Source organism: Paenibacillus sp. FSL L8-0340, from assembly GCF_038593145.1.
Classification (GTDB): domain Bacteria; phylum Bacillota; class Bacilli; order Paenibacillales; family Paenibacillaceae; genus Paenibacillus_AQ.
The window spans coordinates 154,326-172,095 of sequence record NZ_CP151967.1; the positions used below are offsets into that span (position 1 = coordinate 154,326).

A 17,770-nucleotide genomic window follows, 5' to 3' on the forward strand; every position below is an offset into this window, starting at 1 on the left:
AGTGTGGATGTTCAAAGGGGGAACGAGCGGTGAAGGTCCAATCGAGCAGGGAATTTAATCTGCAGCGTGAAGTGGAATACGGAACGCCGGAGCAGAACAAGGCCGTGAAGCAAATCGTAGCTGACATCAAACAGGAGGGCGACGCTGCGCTGCTCCGCTATACGGAGCGGTTTGACGGGGCGGCGCTGACACCGGCGCAGCTGCGGGTAACCGCAGAAGAGCTCCAGGCGGCTTATAGCCGGGTTGAGGAATCGTTCGTAACCGCGATTCGTGCAGCCGCGGTCAATATCCGGGCGTTTCACGCCCGTCAGAAACGCAGCTCCTGGATGGATCTGCAGCCGGACGGTACGATCCTCGGCCAGATCATCCGCCCGCTGAAGCGGGTGGGCGTATATGTTCCCGGCGGCAAGGCAGCGTATCCGTCCTCGGTGCTGATGAACGTGATTCCGGCCCAGATTGCCGGAGTGCCGGAGATCGTGATGGTCACACCGCCGTCCACCGGCGGCAAGGACGGCATTGATCCTTACATCCTCGTTGCTGCGGCGGAAGCCGGTGTGAGCGAGGTCTACCGCGTGGGCGGCGCGCAGGCGATCGCCGCGCTAGCCTTCGGCACGGAATCCATCGCGCCGGTCGATAAAATCTGCGGCCCCGGCAACATCTACGTTGCCCTGGCCAAGCGCGAGGTCTACGGCGCGGTCGATATCGACAGCATCGCCGGGCCCAGTGAAATCGTCGTACTCGCCGACGAAACCGCAGAGCCGGCCTACATCGCGGCTGATCTGCTCTCACAGGCCGAGCATGACGAGATGGCCTCGGCCATCCTTGTGACGCCGTCGCAGAGCCTCGGAGAGGCCGTAGCGGCCGAGGTAGAGCGGCAGCTTCAGGAGCTGCCGCGCGAGGCCATCGCCCGCGCCTCAGTGGAGAACTACGGCGCAATCATCGTCGTAGACTCGATGAAGGAAGGCATCTCCGTAGTGAACCGGCTGGCGCCGGAGCATCTGGAGATTGTCGCCCTAGATCCCATGGGTCTGCTCGGCAGCATCGAGAATGCCGGAGCGATTTTCCTGGGACCGTACAGCTCGGAACCGGTCGGCGATTATTTCGCCGGACCGAATCATATTATACCGACCAATGGCACCGCGCGGTTCTCTTCGCCGGTGGATGTGGATGATTTCATCAAGAAATCAAGCCTGATTTATTACAGCAAGGAAGCGCTGCTGCGTGATGGAGCAACCATTATCGAGTTGGCCAGACGCGAAGGGCTGGAAGGTCATGCACGGGCGATAGAGATCAGGCTGGAGAATGAAGCGAAGGGCGGAGAAGAACATGGAGAATAACAATAACGAACAGGCTGTTCGCAAAGCAGGTCTTAGCCGTAAAACAAACGAAACGGATATCACGCTGTCCCTGGCTGTGGATGGAAGCGGCATTGCCGAGCTGGAGACCGATGTGCCTTTTCTGAACCATATGCTCGATTTATTCACGAAGCACGGCCAATTTGACCTTTCTCTGGAGGGCCGGGGGGATATTGATATTGACGACCACCACACGGTGGAGGATATCGGCATCTGTCTGGGACAGGCGCTCCGCGAGGCACTGGGTGACAAAAAAGGCATCAAGCGTTATGCGAGTGTGTTCATTCCCATGGATGAAGCGCTGGCCCAGGTGGTCATCGACATCAGCAACCGGCCGCATTTTGAATACCGGGCGGCTTATCCGTCGCAGCAGGTAGGAAGCTTCTCTACGGAGCTGGTTCATGAGTTCCTCTGGAAATTCGCGCTGGAGGCCCGGATTACACTGCACGTGATAGTACACTACGGCTCCAATACTCATCACATGATTGAGGCGATATTCAAAGCGCTGGGACGGGCGCTGGACGAAGCAACGCAGATTGATCCGCGTGTGAAGGGTGTGCCATCCACGAAAGGAGTGCTGTAGCATGACCATTGCTATCGTCGATTACGGCATGGGCAATCTGCACAGTGTCAGCAAGGCGGTGGAACGTCTCGGCTACGAGAGTCTTGTGACAGGCGATGCCGGGGAAATTCTTGCGGCAAGCAGTGTCATTCTGCCGGGCGTCGGTGCCTTTGGCGATGCGATGGAACAGCTGCGGAGCAGCGGGCTCGATCTTGTGGTTAAGGAGGCCGCCGCCGGGGAACAGCCGGTGCTTGGCATTTGTCTGGGCATGCAGCTGCTGTTCAGCAGCAGCGTGGAGCACGGTGAGCACGAAGGGCTGGACATCCTGCCGGGATCAGTGGTGCGGTTCACCCCCCGTGACGGCTATAAGGTGCCACATATGGGCTGGAACAAGCTGAGCTTCCGGCAGCCGCAGAGCCCGCTGCTTGAGGGGCTGGAAGAGGGGCATGTGTATTTTGTCCATTCCTACCATGCAGTGGTTGGACAGGAGAACGATTTGCTCGCCGTAACCGATTATGGGCATCCGGTCACGGCGGTGGTCGGGCGGGACAATGTCTTCGGCATGCAGTTCCATCCGGAAAAGAGCGGGGAGCTTGGCATGAAGCTGCTGGGGAATTTTCTAAAGCTTAAGGGAGAGCGGGCGTAAGCCCGCTATAAATATATTGTAATGAAAGCGGGGAACGCCACATGTCTTCTTTTATCGTGTATCCGGCGATTGATATCCGGGATGGAAAGTGTGTAAGACTGCAGCAGGGTGATTACGCTCAGGAAACGATCTATAATGACAGTCCGGTGCAGGTCGCTAAATCATGGGAAGAGCAGGGAGGCCGGTTCATTCACCTCGTGGATCTGGACGGCGCGAAGGCCGGACATCCGGTCAATGACGCCATCATCGGTGCCATTTCCAAAAACGCAGGTGTGCCCGTCCAGGTGGGCGGCGGACTCCGCAGTCTTGCTGATGTGGAGAAGCTGCTCGGTCTTGGAGTCAGCCGGGTCATTATCGGGACGGCGGCCATCAATGACCATGCTTTTACGGAGGCTGTGCTCGCCAAATATGGTGATAAGGTAGCTATCGGCATTGATGCCCGGAATGGCTACGTAGCTACGCATGGCTGGCTGAACACCTCCGAGGTGCGCGCCGAGGATTTGGCTAAGGAGCTGGCAGCCAAAGGCGCGGAGACGTTTATCTACACGGATATCTCCCGTGACGGGATGATGCAGGGCCCGAATATCGAGGGAATCGTGGCCATGGCTGCTGCCAGCGGCAAAACCGTCATCGCCTCCGGCGGCGTTACGAGCCTTGACGATCTGCTGCGCCTGAGCGTACATAGCGGCAGCGGAATCGGTGGAGCGATTGTAGGCAAAGCGCTGTACACCGGCAACATCAAGCTTCCCGAGGCGCTGCAGGCGCTGGGACGTCCAGCAGGACAGCTGTAATATAGGGCAAAAAATTGATCGAAGAGAATTCGAGGCGGATGCCCTCAGAACCCTTTGAAGGAGGGACTTCATAATGTTAGCCAAACGTATCATCCCCTGTCTGGATGTGAAAGACGGGCGGGTAGTCAAAGGCGTTAATTTTGTCAATCTGCGCGATGCCGGAGACCCGGTGGAGCTGGCGGCGCTGTATGACCGTGAAGGTGCGGATGAACTGGTGTTCCTGGATATTTCCGCCTCGGTGGAAGGACGGGCGACCATGGTTGAAGTGGTCCGGCAGACGGCTGGCGAGATTGCCATTCCCTTCACCGTTGGCGGGGGAATTTCCACTCCAGACGATATGAAGCGGATTCTGCGTGCGGGCGCGGATAAAATCGGCATCAACACGGCGGCGGTCAACAATCCGCAGCTTATTCTGGAAGGGGCCCGCCGCTTTGGCTCCCAGTGTATTGTGGTGGCGATGGATGCCAAATATAATGAGGATTGGGGCGAATGGGAAGTGTACACGCATGGCGGGCGCAAGCCTACCGGCATCCGTGCGCTGGCCTGGGCTAAGGAGGCCGAGAAGCTGGGCGCCGGCGAAATACTGCTGACGAGCATGGATGCGGACGGGACCAAGGACGGCTTTGATTTGAAGCTGACCGCAGCGGTCTGTGATCTGCTCAGCATCCCCGTAATTGCCTCAGGCGGTGCGGGCAAGATTGAGCACTTTTATGATGTATTTACTGAAGGCAAAGCCGATGCGGGACTTGCGGCGACCATTTTTCACTATAAAGAGATCGCGATTCACGATTTGAAGACAGAACTGAAGCAAAAAGGGGTAGAGATCCGATGAGCCAAGAACAAGAGAATAGAACCCTGATCCAAAAAGAAGCAATCGAGGGCATCCGCTGGAATGAATCCGGTCTGCTCCCTGCTGTCGTGCAGGATGCCGGCACTTTGGAAGTATTGATGTTTGCCTATATGAATCCGGAGTCGCTGCAGCTCTCGCTGGAGAGCGGCCAGACCTGGTTCTGGAGCCGTTCACGCAGTGAATTGTGGCATAAAGGGGGAACCTCGGGCAATACCCAGGCCATTACCTCGATCCATTATGATTGCGACAGCGATACTCTGCTCGTAAAGGTTATACCGGAGGGACCCGCCTGTCATACCGGTGAAACCTCCTGCTTCTTCCGTGAGATTCCACTGAATGCTTCGGCAGCAGCAGCGGCACCAGTCGCTAAGGCAGCTGAGACAGAGCCTTCTGCAAACCTTGCAGATAGCGGACGTTTTGCTGTACTGGGTGAACTGGAGCGGGTCATTGCCGAGCGGGAAGCCGAACGTCCGGAGGGTGCTTATACGACCTATCTGTTTGACAAAGGCGTCGACAAGATTCTGAAAAAAGTAGGCGAAGAGGCTTCGGAAACGATCATCGCCGCCAAAAATAAAGACAACGCCGAGCTGCGCCTTGAGGTCAGCGACCTGATCTATCACCTGCTGGTGCTGCTCCAGGAGCGCAAGCTTCCGCTCGATGAGATTCTGGAGGAACTGAGCGCCCGCCACGAACGGCCGCGCCGGGACTAAGGGGGCTTTCCGCATGCATATTGATTACCATACCCATCATGAACGCTGCGGTCATGCGGTAGGGAAGCTGGAGGAGTACGTGCAGCGCGGCATAGCGCTGGGGCTTCAGCAGCTTGGGTTATCCGACCATTTGCCGCTCATTCATGTCAATCCGGAGACCTATTATCCTGAAATGGCCATGCCGCTTGCCGAGCTTCCGCGTTACGTGGAGGAGTGCCTGAACCTGAAGGAGCGCTACCGTGGTAAGATTGAGCTGCGGGTGGGGCTGGAAGCCGATTATATCGAGGGCTATGAAGAACAGATTCGTGAGCTTTTGTCGCCCTATCCTTGGGATTATCTGATTGGTTCGGTTCATTTTCTCGGGGAGTGGGATATCACGGATCACCGGCAGACCCATGGCTGGGAAGGCAAAGATGTAATGGAGGTATACCGCAGGTATTATGATGCTGTGCGGAAGTCGGCGTTATCGGGATTATATGATATTATAGGACATATGGATGTAATCAAACGATTCGGCTATGGTCCGCAGACACCGGAAGGCAAAGCTGAGGTTAGAGAGCTGGAGCTGGATGCACTGAGGGCAATTGCAAGCAGCGGCATTGCCATGGAGCTGAATGCTTCCGGGCTGAGCAAGCCCTGCGCGGAGATGTTTCCGGCAGAGCATGTGCTGCAGCAAGCGCTGGCACTCAGTATTCCGCTTACCCTGGGCTCTGATGCCCATGATCCGGCAAAGCTGGGAGATGGCTTGCAGGAGGCGCGAAGTCTGCTGTGGCGCACTGGTTTCCGTGAGCTGGCGGTATTCGAAGGACGCCGCCGTACATCCGTTCAGTTTGAACTATAAATTATGATCCCCAGGAGGGTACTATGCATCATCATCAATTGCGTATTTTTTCCGGTTCGTCGAATCCGAAGCTGGCCGCAGATATTGCGGAGCGTCTGGGCGCCCCGCTGGGCCAGATTAAGCTGACCCGCTTCAAGAGCGGCGAGATTTATGTGCATTATGAAGAGAGCATCCGGAACTGTGACGTATTTTTGGTGCAATCCCTCGCACACCCGATCAATGAGCTGTTCGTTGAGCTGCTCGTCATGATTGATGCCGCCAAACGTGCATCGGCAAGAACTGTGAATATCATTGTGCCTTATTACGGATACGCCCGGCAGGAGCGTAAATCTGCTCCACGTGAGCCGATTTCGGCCAAAATGGTCGCGGATGTGCTTACGACTGCAGGAGCGACCCGTGTCATTACCATCGACCTGCATGCAGCGGCTATACAAGGATTCTTCAATATTCCGGTCGATCATCTGACGGCGCTTGATCTGATCAGCGGATATCTGAAGGTGAAGGGACTTTCCGATCTTGTGGTAGTTTCGCCGGATGCCGGGCGTGCTTCCATGGCGGAGAAGCTGGCCAGCCGGCTGGATTCACCGTTCGCGATTATGATCAAGAAACGTCCGGCCCATAACGAATCAGTAATCACGCATGTTATCGGCGATGTTGAAGGACGAACGCCGATTATTATTGAGGATCTGATCGATACGGGCACGACGATTGTGAATGTGGTGGAAGGCCTGAAGGAGCGGGGAGCCAAGAACAGCATCGTGTGCGCAACTCACGGTTTATTCTCCGGTGACGCGCTTGTACGCATGGACCATCCCAATATAGATGAAGTGGTAATCACGGATTCCATCGCGCTTCCGGATGACCATTCCAACCGCTTTAAAGTGTTGTCCGTTGCACCTATGCTGGCTGAGGCGACACGCATTATCATCGAAGGCGGTTCTATAGATAAGTTGTTCAGAGACGCGGGGATTTAATTTCCCGCGTTTTTTTGCTGATGTTCTCATTCATTCCTGTGAACCTCTCACGGCTGCAAGCTTTTTCCCTCCAAATGGTTTCCCTTACGCTTGAGAATCTCCCTGCCACATGTGGTATACTATTTGGAGACAGTCGGGACCATAAATGGAAACGAAAGAACACTTAAGATGGGAGTTCAGGGTGCCGCAAGGCGCCGCTCTCCTATTTTTCGTGAGGATAAGGAAGCTTACAAAGGGAGGTGCCTTGCTTCCATGATTGAGAGAACTTCAGAGAATGTTGCGGAAGGCAGTAATGTTATTTCCGTCACTCTGGATGCCAATTTTTTCTTTGAAAGAGCCGTACGGTCGCTGGACCGCTTTCAATATGATAAGGCATTAAAGAATTTTCGCAAAGCTGTTGAATATGAACCGGAAAACCCTGTGAATCATTGCAACATGGCGGGTATATTATCTGAGATGGGCGATTATGAAGCATCGAATGATATTTTGATCCATGTGCTGGAGAAGATTGACCCTGCAATGACGGAATGTCATTTCTATATGGCTAATAATTTTGCCAATATGGAAAGTTTTGAAGAGGCCGAGCGGTCGCTGGTCACGTATCTCGAGGAGGATGCGAGCGGCGAATATCTGGCAGAGTCCGAGGAACTGATGGAGCTGCTGCAATACGAGCTGAACCGCCCTGCCCCGCTGATCCGGATCCGCAGCCGTGAAGGCGTGGTCGAGCATGACCGGGCCCGCACGCTGCTGGAAGAGGGGAAGTTCCCGCAGGCAGTTAAGATGCTAGAGGAGATCACTAAGAATACGCCGGACTTTCTGGCGGCTCATAACAATCTTGCTCTAGCCTACTTCTACATGGGCCGTTTTGCCAAAGCGAAGGAATGCCTGTCCGAGGTGCTGGAGCAGGATCCCGGCAACCTGCATGCGCTTTGCAATATGGCCATCTTCATGCAGTATGCGGGAGACAAGGAACAACTGGCGGTCTTGCTGCGTATGCTTGAGGCGACAGTGCCGTTTCATCAGGAGCATGTGTTCAAAATGGCCACAACGATGGGCATTCTAGGCAGGCACAGAACAGCCTATGGCCATTTCCGCCGCCTGCTGAAGGATGAAGAGGTGGGCGGAGACGCGGGTCTCTATCATTATTGTGCAGCGGCCGCCAGCAACAGCAGCCTGTACAATGAAGCGCTGCGCTGCTGGAGACAGGCAGCCAAGCTGGATCCCGAATCGGCTGTGCCGGGCTTCTTCCTGTCACAGCTGCAGGGGGCGCAGGCCGAAGGCAGACCGATGCCTCTTGTCAGCTACAACTACCAGCTGCCATTTCAGGAGCAGCTCAAGCAGTGGCAGGGCAACACGGACAGCTTTACCGAGGAAATGCGGAACAATCCGCTGCTGCGCGCTTCGTTCTTCTGGGCGCTGCGTTATGGTGATGCCAACACGAGGCTGCAGGTGACCGAAGCGCTGCGCTGGATCGAGGACGAAGAGATGTCCGAGGTGCTGAACGGGCTTCTGGCGCAGGAGCCGCTGCAGGAAGATAAGCTGCAGGAGGCGGCGCTGCTCAGCCTGCAGCGGCTGATCGGTAGCAGTCCGGATGCGAGTGCTGCTCCCCAGGAGGAGCTGCCGCCGCTAAGCCATAAAGGGCCGCCGGAATGGAAAGAAGACTGGCAGCGGATATTGGACCATACGGCATCAATGATGGACCGGCGGTATGATGCCATCCAGAAGAAGGACGCCGAGCTCCTATGGAAGCAGTTTGTTAGCGATTTGTATCCCGATGTGCCTTACTTCCGCCATACGGGGGGCTGGGCCGCAGCTCTGGAATATCTGACTGCCAAACTGCATGACCGGCCGATTACCTATCGCGAGGTGGCCCAGCATTATGGGGTTTCTGCCTCCATGGTAAGCCGGTATGCACGCCGTATCAGCAACGAATGTGATATTCCCGGGAGCTTGCCCGGGCAGGAGACCCTGCCCTCGTCAACGGAGAATATCTAGATATTTGCAATATTACTGCAAGGAAATATAAGCAAGGAAGTATAAAGTGAGTATTATACTGCATCCTTTATATTATTCACCTGAAACGCATCTTGGCTTCCTAGAAGCCCTACAGCCGTTTCTTCCAAATAAATAACCCACTTGTAAGGAGGCCAAAGTGATGTACAAAACGATTGTAATCGGAACAGGCCCGGCCGGGCTGACTGCCGCGATTTATTTGGCGCGTGCCAACCTTAGCCCGCTCGTGATTGAAGGCTTGCAGCCGGGGGGACAACTGACAACGACGACAGAAGTGGAGAACTTTCCAGGCTTTCCTGAGGGAATCCTCGGTCCTGACCTGATGGATAACATGCGTAAGCAGGCGCAGCGCTTTGGTGCGGAGTTCAAGAACGGCTGGGTGGAATCCGTGGATTTCTCGCAGCGCCCCTTTAAAGTAACTGTAGATGGACTGGGTGTGCTGGAGGCCGAAACAGTTATTATCTCGACTGGTGCCTCGGCCAGATATTTGGGCATCCCGGGTGAGCAGGAGAATGTAGGACGCGGGGTCAGCACTTGTGCAACCTGTGACGGCTTCTTTTTCCGCAACAAAAAGATTGTCGTGGTCGGCGGCGGCGATTCCGCAATGGAGGAAGCCAGCTTCCTAACCCGGTTTGCCTCCAGCGTAACCTTGGTTCACCGCCGTCCGGAGCTTCGTGCTTCGAAGATCATGCAGGACCGGGCGCGCGACAACAGCAAGGTAGCCTGGGCGCTTAACCGCACGCCGCTTGAAGTAACGGTCGGCGATGCCGGGGTTAAAGGGCTGACAGTCCGCAACAACGAGACAGGTCTTGAAGAACTGGTGGAAGCGGACGGTGTATTTGTAGCCATTGGACACACACCGAACACAGCGTTCCTGGGCGGGCAGATTACTACCGATACCAATGGGTACATTGTGGTGAATCCGGGTACGACGGAAACGAACATTCCGGGTGTTTTCGCTTGCGGCGATGTACAGGATACACGTTACCGGCAGGCAATCTCCGCAGCGGGAACCGGTTGTATGGCGGCGATGGATGCCGAGAAGTTCCTGGAGGGCACCATGGTGCATGACTGGAGCGAAACGCTGGATAAATAAGTACAGCTTCTTCTAAAATATCTATTGAATAGGCAAGCCGGCTGGTCCCTCAATCAGGGACCAGCCGGCTTTTTCTTTTATCTTCAGAGATGTGCGGACCTTCGGATTGAACTTTTTTTCACTTAGTGATTGCAATCACTATTGCCCCCTATCGGCTATGCTAAGCTGTTGTTGAGAAGGATTCTCAGTAGGGAGAAGATGCATATGAACAAAGTGCTGAAGATGGATGAATCCATATTCGAGCTGGTGAGCCGGCATCCCGAGGTTGTGGACATTATGACAGAGCTGGGCTTTCAGGATATTGCCAAGCCGGGAATGCTGCAGACCGCAGGCCGTTTCATGACCTTGTCCAAAGGAATCAAACTGAAGAAAATGAATCCGGACGCCGTAAAGCTGACGTTTCAGCGCCATGGCTTCGAGATTCTTGAATAGAGATTATCTGCAAGACGATATGATAAAAGGAGCGGAATTCCAATGAGTGAACTAATTAACAACCGCGAAGTAGATGTGCCTGAGCAGACACGCCGGCAGGCGATGCTCAAAGAAATTATAAAGGAACTTCATGCCGGGAAAAGTGTGGAAGAGGTCAAAGCACGCTTCGCAGAAGCGGTAGGCGATGTTACGGTGGCGGAGATTTCCGCGATGGAGCATTCACTGATGACGGAGGAGGGTATTCCTGTAGCGGAGGTCCAGCGCCTGTGTTCGGTGCATACGGCCATTTTCAAAGGCTCCATTGAGCAGATTCACCGTTCCTCGAAGCCGGAGGAGCAGCCTGGTCACCCCGTGCATACCTTCAAGCTGGAGAACCGCGAAATCGAACGTCTGGTCAACTTCCGCCTGGAGCTGCATGCCGGTAAGTTTCTGAAGAACGCCAGTGAAGAAATCATCTTCAAGCTGCTGGAGGATCTCAGCCTGCTGCTGGATCTCGACAAGCATTACAGCCGCAAAGAGAACCTGTTGTTCCCGTATCTTGAGAAATACGGAATTTATGGCCCGACCAAGGTTATGTGGGGTGTGGACGACGGCATCCGCGCGATGATAAAAGAGGCTAAAGCTGCACTCAGCCAGTATAACGGCCAAGCCGAGGACATCGGAGTTATGCTTACGAACATCATCCAGGAAGTAAATGAGATGATCTTTAAGGAAGAAAATATTCTGCTGCCGATGGCGCTCGACAAGCTGACCGAAGATGAATGGGTCAAGATAGCCAGAGAAAGCGACGAGATCGGCTTCTGCCTGACTGCACCGGAGCAGGAATGGATTCCTGAGCGTGCTGACGAACCGGAAGGAGCTGCAGTGCAGAGTGAAGCTGTAGGCGAAAGTCCGCAGGGCTTTATCCGTTTCGAGACGGGCCTGCTGTCGCTCCATCAACTGGAGACCGTACTGAACCATCTGCCCGTCGATTTAACGTTCATTGATGAGAATGATGTAGTCCGCTATTTCTCACATGGCAAGGAGCGGATTTTCGCCCGGACCAAAGCGGTTATAGGCCGCACGGTGCAGAACTGCCATCCGCCGCAAAGTGTGCATGTGGTCGAGAAATTACTGGAAGACTTTAAGGCAGGCCGCAAGGATGCCGAGGATTTCTGGATTGCGATTAAGGATAAATTTATCTACATCCGTTATTTCGCCGTTCGTGATGAAGCGGGCCGCTACATGGGTACGCTGGAGTTCACACAGAATATCGCACCGATTCGTGCGCTGGAAGGGCAAAAACGCATATTGTCAGAATAATGACAAGATTGATTTACTACACCTGTTCCTCGCCGGTTAACCCGGCAAATCCACCTGACTTCCCGCCACTAAAGGCCGGGAAGTCTTTTTTGCAACCGCAAAAACCTGTTTTAGTTCTAATTAATCCCGGCTCTGCATTTCTTAACTATGCCATGTGCATTGTCCATGTATCTTGCCTGGCCAATAAATTCATGTGCTCTGGATAGCTTAGCTTTCAAATTAGCCGGGTGTGTCGCCTTTCCTTGACCGCAGAGAAAGCTTCTATTATAGTGGGTACGTAGGATTAACTATTTTAGCATAGAAAAAGGTGGCTTGTTACATGTCTGAAAATATCTACGTTGGCGTGGATTTAGGTGGAACCACGATTAAGGTTGGAATCTGCAATGCCGAGGGGAATCTGCTGCACACTTATGAAGGTCCTACAGGGACTGCGGATGGCGTCGATGCCGTCATCGATAACATCGAGAAATATGTGCGCCAGATTGTGGAGGACTCTCCATACTCTTGGGATCAGCTTGCCGGTGTAGGAGCGGGCCTTGCCGGCTTTACGAACATTCGTGAAGGAATCATCATCCTTGCGCCTAACATAGGTTTTAGAGATGTGCCGATCCGCTCCATTCTGGAGAACCGATTGAACAAGCCTGTGAAAATAGACAATGACGCGAATGTGGCTGCACTGGGCGAAGCCTGGAGCGGTGCGGGACGCGGCATTGAGAATTGCGTCTGCTACACACTGGGAACGGGTGTTGGCGGCGGCATTATCATTAACGGTAAGGTGTATCAAGGATTTGCTGGTCTCGCAGGTGAACTGGGCCATATCTCTGTAGTGCCAGACCTGGAAGCGATCCAGTGCGGCTGCGGCAATATGGGTTGTTTGGAAACCGTTTCCTCTGCTACGGGAATTATCCGTATGGCCAATGATGCTGTAGCACGCGGGGACCGCACCACTCTGTCATTGGTAGAGAAGATTGCGGCGAAGGAAGTATTTGATGCGGCAAAAGCGGGCGACGAAGTTGCAATTCGTATTGTTAACCGTGCAGCGTTCTATCTGGGCAAGTCCATTGCGGCGGTAGCTGCGGTGCTTAACCCTGAAGTGTTTATCATTGGCGGAGGTGTCTCCAAGGCGGGGGATATTTTGTTTGACGAGGTCCGCCGTGTATTCGCCAAGCTGACTCCCGAGCCATTGCAGAAAGGCGTTACCATCGTTCCTGCGGAACTGGGGAATGACGCTGGTATTATTGGGGCTGCCGGCCTTTTGTTGCGTTCTTAATAAGCTGGAATTATTCATATACTAATTTTAGGGAGGGGACGCTTTAATGACCGAATTGGAGCAATCTCCGTCGGCTAGTGCCACCCTGATCATTATTACGGGTATGTCGGGTGCAGGCAAGACCATTGCTGTACAAAGTCTGGAGGACCTCGGGTTCTTCTGTGTCGATAATCTGCCGCCGGTGCTGATCCCGAAATTCGCCGAGCTGATTGAGCAGTCGAAGGGGAAAATTGCCAAAGTGGCGCTCGTAATTGATCTGCGGGGGCGGGAGTTTTTTACGGCTTTGTCAGAGTCGCTGGCCTACATCAAAAACGAGTCAACCATCGGCTGCGAGATTCTGTTTCTCGATGCAACGGATTCTGTGCTTGTCCAGCGCTACAAGGAGAGCCGGCGGCATCATCCGCTGGCTCCCAAAGGGATGCCGCTTGACGGCATCCGGCTGGAGCGCCAGATGCTGGAAGAGCTGAAGGATTCCGCTACACTGTGTCTGGACACCAGCAGCATGAAGCCGGTGCAGTTGAAGGAGAAGATCGTATCGCGGTTTTCGCATCTTGGAAAAAGCACACTCTCCGTTAACATTACCTCGTTCGGATTCAAGTATGGCATTCCGATCGATGCAGACCTCGTATTTGATGTCCGCTTCTTGCCTAACCCACACTATGTGGATCAACTGCGGCCCAAGACTGGCCAAGACAGCGATGTCTACGATTATGTAATGAAATGGCCTGAAACGCAGACGTTTCTGACCAAGCTGCTGGATATGCTTCATTTCCTAATTCCGCAATACCGCAAGGAGGGCAAATCCCAGATTATTATCGGCATCGGCTGCACGGGCGGCAAACACCGTTCGGTAGCGATCGCGGAATATTTGGGCAAAATGCTTGGAGTTAGCGAGACGGAATCCGTAGCGGTTAGCCATCGGGATTCCGAGCGTGATCGGCATTAACGAGAGAAGGGATCATTAGTGGCTGAAGAACAAGGGCAGCGTCCGCGTATCGTCGTGATGGGCGGCGGTACCGGTCTATCTGTCATGCTTCGCGGTTTGAAGGAAAAGCCGCTTGATATTACGGCTATAGTTACTGTGGCGGATGACGGGGGCAGCTCCGGTATTCTGCGCAGCGAGCTGCAAATGCCGCCGCCAGGCGATATTCGCAATGTGCTCACGGCTATGGCTGATGTAGAACCGCTGATGGCGGAGATTATGAAATACCGCTTCAGCAGTGGAGAAGGACTGGCCGGACACAGCCTCGGCAATCTTATTCTTGCGGCGCTTACGGATATCTCCGGTGACTTTGTCACCGCTGTCCGTGAGCTTAGCCGGTTGTTCGCCGTTCGCGGCAGAGTGCTGCCGGCTGCTGGGCACGCTGTGGTGCTGCATGCGGAGATGTCGGACGGCACGATTATTACCGGCGAGTCCAAAATCCCGGAGGCCGGGGGACGGATCAAACGCGTCTTTCTGGAGCCTGCTGATGTGGAACCGCTGCCGGAGGCGCTGGAGGCCATCCGTAATGCAGATGCCATCCTCTGCGGCCCCGGAAGCCTGTATACCAGCATTCTTCCCAACCTGCTGGTGCCGAAGCTGGCGGAGGCTATTGTAGAATCCGAAGCGATTAAGATCTTTGTCTGCAATGTGATGACCCAGCCGGGTGAAACGGATAATTACACGGTCAGTGATCATCTTCAAGCGGTGTATGATCATGTCGGCCTGCACTTATTCGATTACGTTATTGTCAACGACGGGGAGATCCCAGAGCAGGTTCAGGTCAAATATGCGGAAAAAGGCGCCCGCCCGGTGCTGCTTGACCGGGATGTGCTGGACGGCAACGGTTATAAGGTCATTGCGGATAAGCTAGTCTTATTCAAGACTTATCTCCGGCATGACACGAATAAACTCAGTCACCATATTTACCAGTTAGTGAAGGACTGGAAATCCAGATAGTTCTGGTTTGATTTTTGGATGAACATGAAAGAGGTGAGCCCCTTGTCTTTTGCGGCCCTTACAAAAAAAGAGCTGACGATGGTGGAGAGCCAGCCTTGCTGCGAGAAAGCGGAAATGTCAGCGCTGATCCGAATGAATGGTTCGGTGCAGCTTTCGAGCAAAAAGGTAGTTCTCGACATTTCGACGGAAAACGCCGCGATTGCAAGGCGGGTATATTCTTTACTTAAGAAATATTACCAGGTCCATATCGAGCTGCTCGTGCGTAAAAAAATGCGTTTGAAGAAGAATAACGTTTATATCGTAAGAATCCCAAACCGTGTTCAGGAGATCCTGAAGGATTTGCGGATTGTTTCCGAAGGTTTCATCTTTACCGATGGGATCGACAAGGAAATCGTCGGTAAGAACTGCTGTAAGCGCGCATATCTGCGTGGTGCATTTATGGCGGGGGGATCGGTCAACAACCCGGAAGGTTCTTCCTACCATCTGGAAATCGCCTCCATGTATGAGGAGCACTGCAAAGCGCTGGTGGATCTGGCTGGGGAATTTCACCTGAACGCCCGATGCATAGAGCGCAAGAAAGGCTTTATCCTATATATCAAGGAAGGCGAGAAAATCATTGAATTTCTCAGTCTGATTGGAGCGCATCAAGCGTTGTTTAAATTTGAGGATGTGCGGATTATGCGTGATATGCGTAACTCCGTGAACCGGATCGTCAACTGTGAAACAGCGAATTTGAACAAAACGATTGGCGCTGCGGTGCGGCAAATTGAGAACATCAAGCTGCTGCAGCGTGAAGTGGGACTGGAAAGCCTGCCGGATAAGCTGCGCGAGGTCGCTGAAATCCGTTTGGCACACCCGGACATCAACCTCAAGGAAGTGGGCGAGATGCTGAAGGGAACGGTCAGTAAATCCGGTGTAAACCACCGTTTGCGCAAAATTGACGAGCTGGCTGATAAGCTTCGGGGAAGCTGATTATTTTTTTTCTAGTGTGGATGAGGTTATAATGATATAATATTATAAAATTAATGTGAAATTTTTGGGCAGATCTCAAATAGGGGGTAAGCGTTTCATGACAAAGCACCCGGTAGTTGTACGGTTGAAGACGGGGCTCCACGCTCGGCCGGCAGCATTGTTCGTGCAAGAAGCTAACAAGTTTTCGTCGGAGATTTTCGTGGAAAAAGACGATAAAAAGGTTAACGCCAAAAGCATCATGGGCATTATGAGCCTGGCGATCAGTTCCGGCACGGAGATTTATATTAGCGCGGATGGCGCCGATGCGGATCAAGCTGTAACCGCTTTGACTAGTCTTGTAAGCAAGGAAGAGCTTGAGAACCAATAATCTTGCAAGTTCTTACTTATTTGTACACCAGAAACGTTGCTGCGCTCCCTCTCCGGGAGACGGCCAGTTTAAAAAGCCCCTTTGCGGGCTTTTTTTATTACCTTGTTTAGGGAATTTGAATTTGATGAGACTAGAAGGAGAATGAGCATGCACAATCAGGTGACTTTAGCAGAGCCGACAGTAGAGCTGGCGCCGCAGTACTTGGCATTTTACGAAGAATGGCTGGCAGGCGGAGAGATATTCGTCCCTTGGGTAATTGGCATTGATCCCACCGACTTCGCGGCTATGGTCCGGTATTTGCAGGATAACGCGGATGGCGTAAATCTTAAAGAAGGCTGGGTACCTAGTTCTACATACTGGTTGGTGAATGCCGATTCCAAAGTGGTGGGTGCAGTAAATATAAGGCATCGCCTGACTGAGAAACTGCTTCAGAGCGGGGGACATATTGGATATGGGATACTTCGCTCTGAGCGGCGCAAGGGATTGGCAACCGAACTTCTGAGACAGGCGTTGCTGAAGGCGGGCGGGCTTGGGATTGCCAAAGCGCTTGTCGTTTGCGATGACAGCAATATCGCTTCCGAACGGACGATCCGCAGAAACGGCGGGCTGGAGGATAGTTCATACATCGAAGAGGACGGCAACGTGATCCGGAGGTTCTGGATCGAGACGTGAAATGCAGGCGGAATGTAACCTCTGCAAATTTTTTCTTCAAAAGCCTTGGGGGATATGCAACTTTTGCCAAGCAGTTCCGTCTAGAGGGTACCAACAATTTTTGGAGAATGAAAGGGGATGGCAAGGATGAAGAAATGGGGCAAAACAGTCGGTACCGTATTGCTGGCGGGAAGTTTATTGGTAGGGGGTACGGCGTTAAGCGGAGTGCTCCTGGCTCCTGAAAAGGCTTACGCTGCTGAGGACGTGCAGAGAAATGTCGTTAGTGTTGTAGGTAAAGGCGAGCTTTCGATCAAGCCGGATATCGTGTATCTGTCGATTGGCGTCAGCACTTCTGCTGCAACAGCTGAAGAAGCACAGAAGTCCAATGGAGCCAAAATCACCAAGCTGACCAACCTGCTGAAAAAAACCTGGGGTATTGCGGATAAGGATATTCAGAGCACCCAATTTTATGTGCAGCCTAATTACGCCTACACTGAAAAAGACGGTCAACAGGTTAAGGGTTATAACGCCCAGCACACGCTGCAAGTCTCTTACCGCGATCTGACTAAGGTCGGGGGACTGCTGGATGCCGCTTCTACAGCGGGAGCGAACAACATCGGAAGTGCTCGGTTTGCCATTGAGGATCCTTCTGCATTCGAAGCACAGGTTATTGAGAAAGCAATGGCTAATGCAGATGTGAAGGCAGCTGCGATTGCCAAAGTGGCCAAACGCAGTCTGGGCCAGGTCGTTACGGTAATCCAGAACGATGACGGTAATAATCCTGTTGTCTATATGGAGAGTGCCCAAATGTCCAAAGCATCGGCCGATATGGCTGCAGGCACTTCGGTTGAAGCGGGAGAGGTTAAAGTATCTACCCAGCTTAGTGTAATGTACGAGCTGAAATAAGTAGCAACGGGTGAGGCGTTGCTTCCGCTGTGATGGCGGAGGCAACGCCTCTTTTTGCTTTTGAAGTACAGAAGCAGGTGTGAAATCTCTCAA

At 53.4% G+C, this 17,770-nt stretch carries 19 protein-coding genes; all 19 read left to right on the forward strand.

All coding sequences use genetic code 11. The features are described from left to right. Positions 1 to 29: 29 nt before the first annotated feature. Positions 30 to 1,337 carry a histidinol dehydrogenase gene (gene hisD, locus NST07_RS00775; RefSeq protein ID WP_341089127.1) on the forward strand — a complete coding sequence of 436 codons (1,308 nt, stop codon included), beginning with the start codon at positions 30 to 32 and terminating at the stop codon, positions 1,335 to 1,337. Next, the gene (hisB, locus tag NST07_RS00780) at positions 1,327 to 1,938 is read left to right on the forward strand and encodes an imidazoleglycerol-phosphate dehydratase HisB (RefSeq protein WP_076113252.1); all 612 of its coding nucleotides are present in this window, start codon (positions 1,327 to 1,329) and stop codon (positions 1,936 to 1,938) included. Before hisD ends, hisB begins: the two co-directional genes overlap by 11 nt. A 1-nt stretch (position 1,939) precedes the next feature. Further along, on the forward strand, positions 1,940 to 2,563 hold the full coding sequence (gene hisH / locus NST07_RS00785; RefSeq protein WP_342480917.1) for an imidazole glycerol phosphate synthase subunit HisH: 624 nt from the start codon (positions 1,940 to 1,942) through the stop codon (positions 2,561 to 2,563). A 41-nt stretch (positions 2,564 to 2,604) separates the two neighbouring features. After that, positions 2,605 to 3,354: a 1-(5-phosphoribosyl)-5-[(5-phosphoribosylamino)methylideneamino]imidazole-4-carboxamide isomerase gene (hisA, locus tag NST07_RS00790; protein ID WP_341089130.1), complete on the forward strand. Its 750-nt coding sequence runs from the start codon at positions 2,605 to 2,607 to the stop codon at positions 3,352 to 3,354. Positions 3,355 to 3,427: 73 nt separating this feature from the next. Beyond that, positions 3,428 to 4,186, forward strand: a complete 759-nt coding sequence (gene hisF, locus NST07_RS00795) for an imidazole glycerol phosphate synthase subunit HisF (RefSeq protein ID WP_341089132.1) — start codon at positions 3,428 to 3,430, stop codon at positions 4,184 to 4,186. After that, complete coding sequence (gene hisIE / locus NST07_RS00800; protein ID WP_342480918.1) at positions 4,183 to 4,914, forward strand: bifunctional phosphoribosyl-AMP cyclohydrolase/phosphoribosyl-ATP diphosphatase HisIE; 732 nt, start codon at positions 4,183 to 4,185, stop codon at positions 4,912 to 4,914. Before hisF ends, hisIE begins: the two co-directional genes overlap by 4 nt. 13 nt (positions 4,915 to 4,927) lie before the next feature. Continuing rightward, the gene (gene hisJ, locus NST07_RS00805) at positions 4,928 to 5,755 is read left to right on the forward strand and encodes a histidinol-phosphatase HisJ (protein WP_341089134.1); all 828 of its coding nucleotides are present in this window, start codon (positions 4,928 to 4,930) and stop codon (positions 5,753 to 5,755) included. 23 nt (positions 5,756 to 5,778) lie between these two features. Beyond that, complete coding sequence (locus NST07_RS00810; protein ID WP_341089136.1) at positions 5,779 to 6,729, forward strand: ribose-phosphate pyrophosphokinase; 951 nt, start codon at positions 5,779 to 5,781, stop codon at positions 6,727 to 6,729. Positions 6,730 to 6,981: 252 nt separating this feature from the next. Continuing rightward, positions 6,982 to 8,724 (forward strand): tetratricopeptide repeat protein, encoded by a 1,743-nt coding sequence (locus tag NST07_RS00815; RefSeq protein ID WP_341377008.1) that lies wholly within the window; start codon positions 6,982 to 6,984, stop codon positions 8,722 to 8,724. Between the two features lie 160 nt (positions 8,725 to 8,884). Then, positions 8,885 to 9,838 carry a thioredoxin-disulfide reductase gene (trxB, locus tag NST07_RS00820; RefSeq protein WP_038584642.1) on the forward strand — a complete coding sequence of 318 codons (954 nt, stop codon included), beginning with the start codon at positions 8,885 to 8,887 and terminating at the stop codon, positions 9,836 to 9,838. A gap of 204 nt (positions 9,839 to 10,042) precedes the next feature. Continuing rightward, positions 10,043 to 10,270, forward strand: coding sequence for a DUF1858 domain-containing protein (locus NST07_RS00825; protein WP_038584645.1), 228 nt, complete (start codon positions 10,043 to 10,045; stop codon positions 10,268 to 10,270). Between the two features lie 42 nt (positions 10,271 to 10,312). Continuing rightward, positions 10,313 to 11,572, forward strand: a complete 1,260-nt coding sequence (locus tag NST07_RS00830; protein WP_341089139.1) for a DUF438 domain-containing protein — start codon at positions 10,313 to 10,315, stop codon at positions 11,570 to 11,572. Positions 11,573 to 11,891: 319 nt separating this feature from the next. Beyond that, positions 11,892 to 12,842: an ROK family glucokinase gene (locus tag NST07_RS00835; RefSeq protein WP_341089140.1), complete on the forward strand. Its 951-nt coding sequence runs from the start codon at positions 11,892 to 11,894 to the stop codon at positions 12,840 to 12,842. A gap of 46 nt (positions 12,843 to 12,888) precedes the next feature. Beyond that, the gene (gene rapZ, locus NST07_RS00840) at positions 12,889 to 13,788 is read left to right on the forward strand and encodes an RNase adapter RapZ (RefSeq protein WP_076113245.1); all 900 of its coding nucleotides are present in this window, start codon (positions 12,889 to 12,891) and stop codon (positions 13,786 to 13,788) included. Between the two features lie 57 nt (positions 13,789 to 13,845). Beyond that, positions 13,846 to 14,781 (forward strand): YvcK family protein, encoded by a 936-nt coding sequence (locus NST07_RS00845; protein ID WP_179091833.1) that lies wholly within the window; start codon positions 13,846 to 13,848, stop codon positions 14,779 to 14,781. Positions 14,782 to 14,823: 42 nt separating this feature from the next. After that, positions 14,824 to 15,753 (forward strand): DNA-binding protein WhiA, encoded by a 930-nt coding sequence (gene whiA, locus NST07_RS00850; RefSeq protein ID WP_341097504.1) that lies wholly within the window; start codon positions 14,824 to 14,826, stop codon positions 15,751 to 15,753. 97 nt (positions 15,754 to 15,850) lie between these two features. Continuing rightward, a complete protein-coding gene (locus NST07_RS00855) occupies positions 15,851 to 16,120 on the forward strand; it encodes an HPr family phosphocarrier protein (RefSeq protein WP_019914358.1) in 270 nt (89 codons plus the stop codon). Positions 16,121 to 16,267: 147 nt separating this feature from the next. Next, entirely contained in the window at positions 16,268 to 16,792 is a 525-nt protein-coding gene (locus NST07_RS00860; RefSeq protein WP_341089141.1) for a GNAT family N-acetyltransferase, read from the forward strand. A 126-nt stretch (positions 16,793 to 16,918) separates the two neighbouring features. Next, on the forward strand, positions 16,919 to 17,677 hold the full coding sequence (locus NST07_RS00865) for an SIMPL domain-containing protein (RefSeq protein ID WP_341089143.1): 759 nt from the start codon (positions 16,919 to 16,921) through the stop codon (positions 17,675 to 17,677). Positions 17,678 to 17,770: the final 93 nt, after the last annotated feature.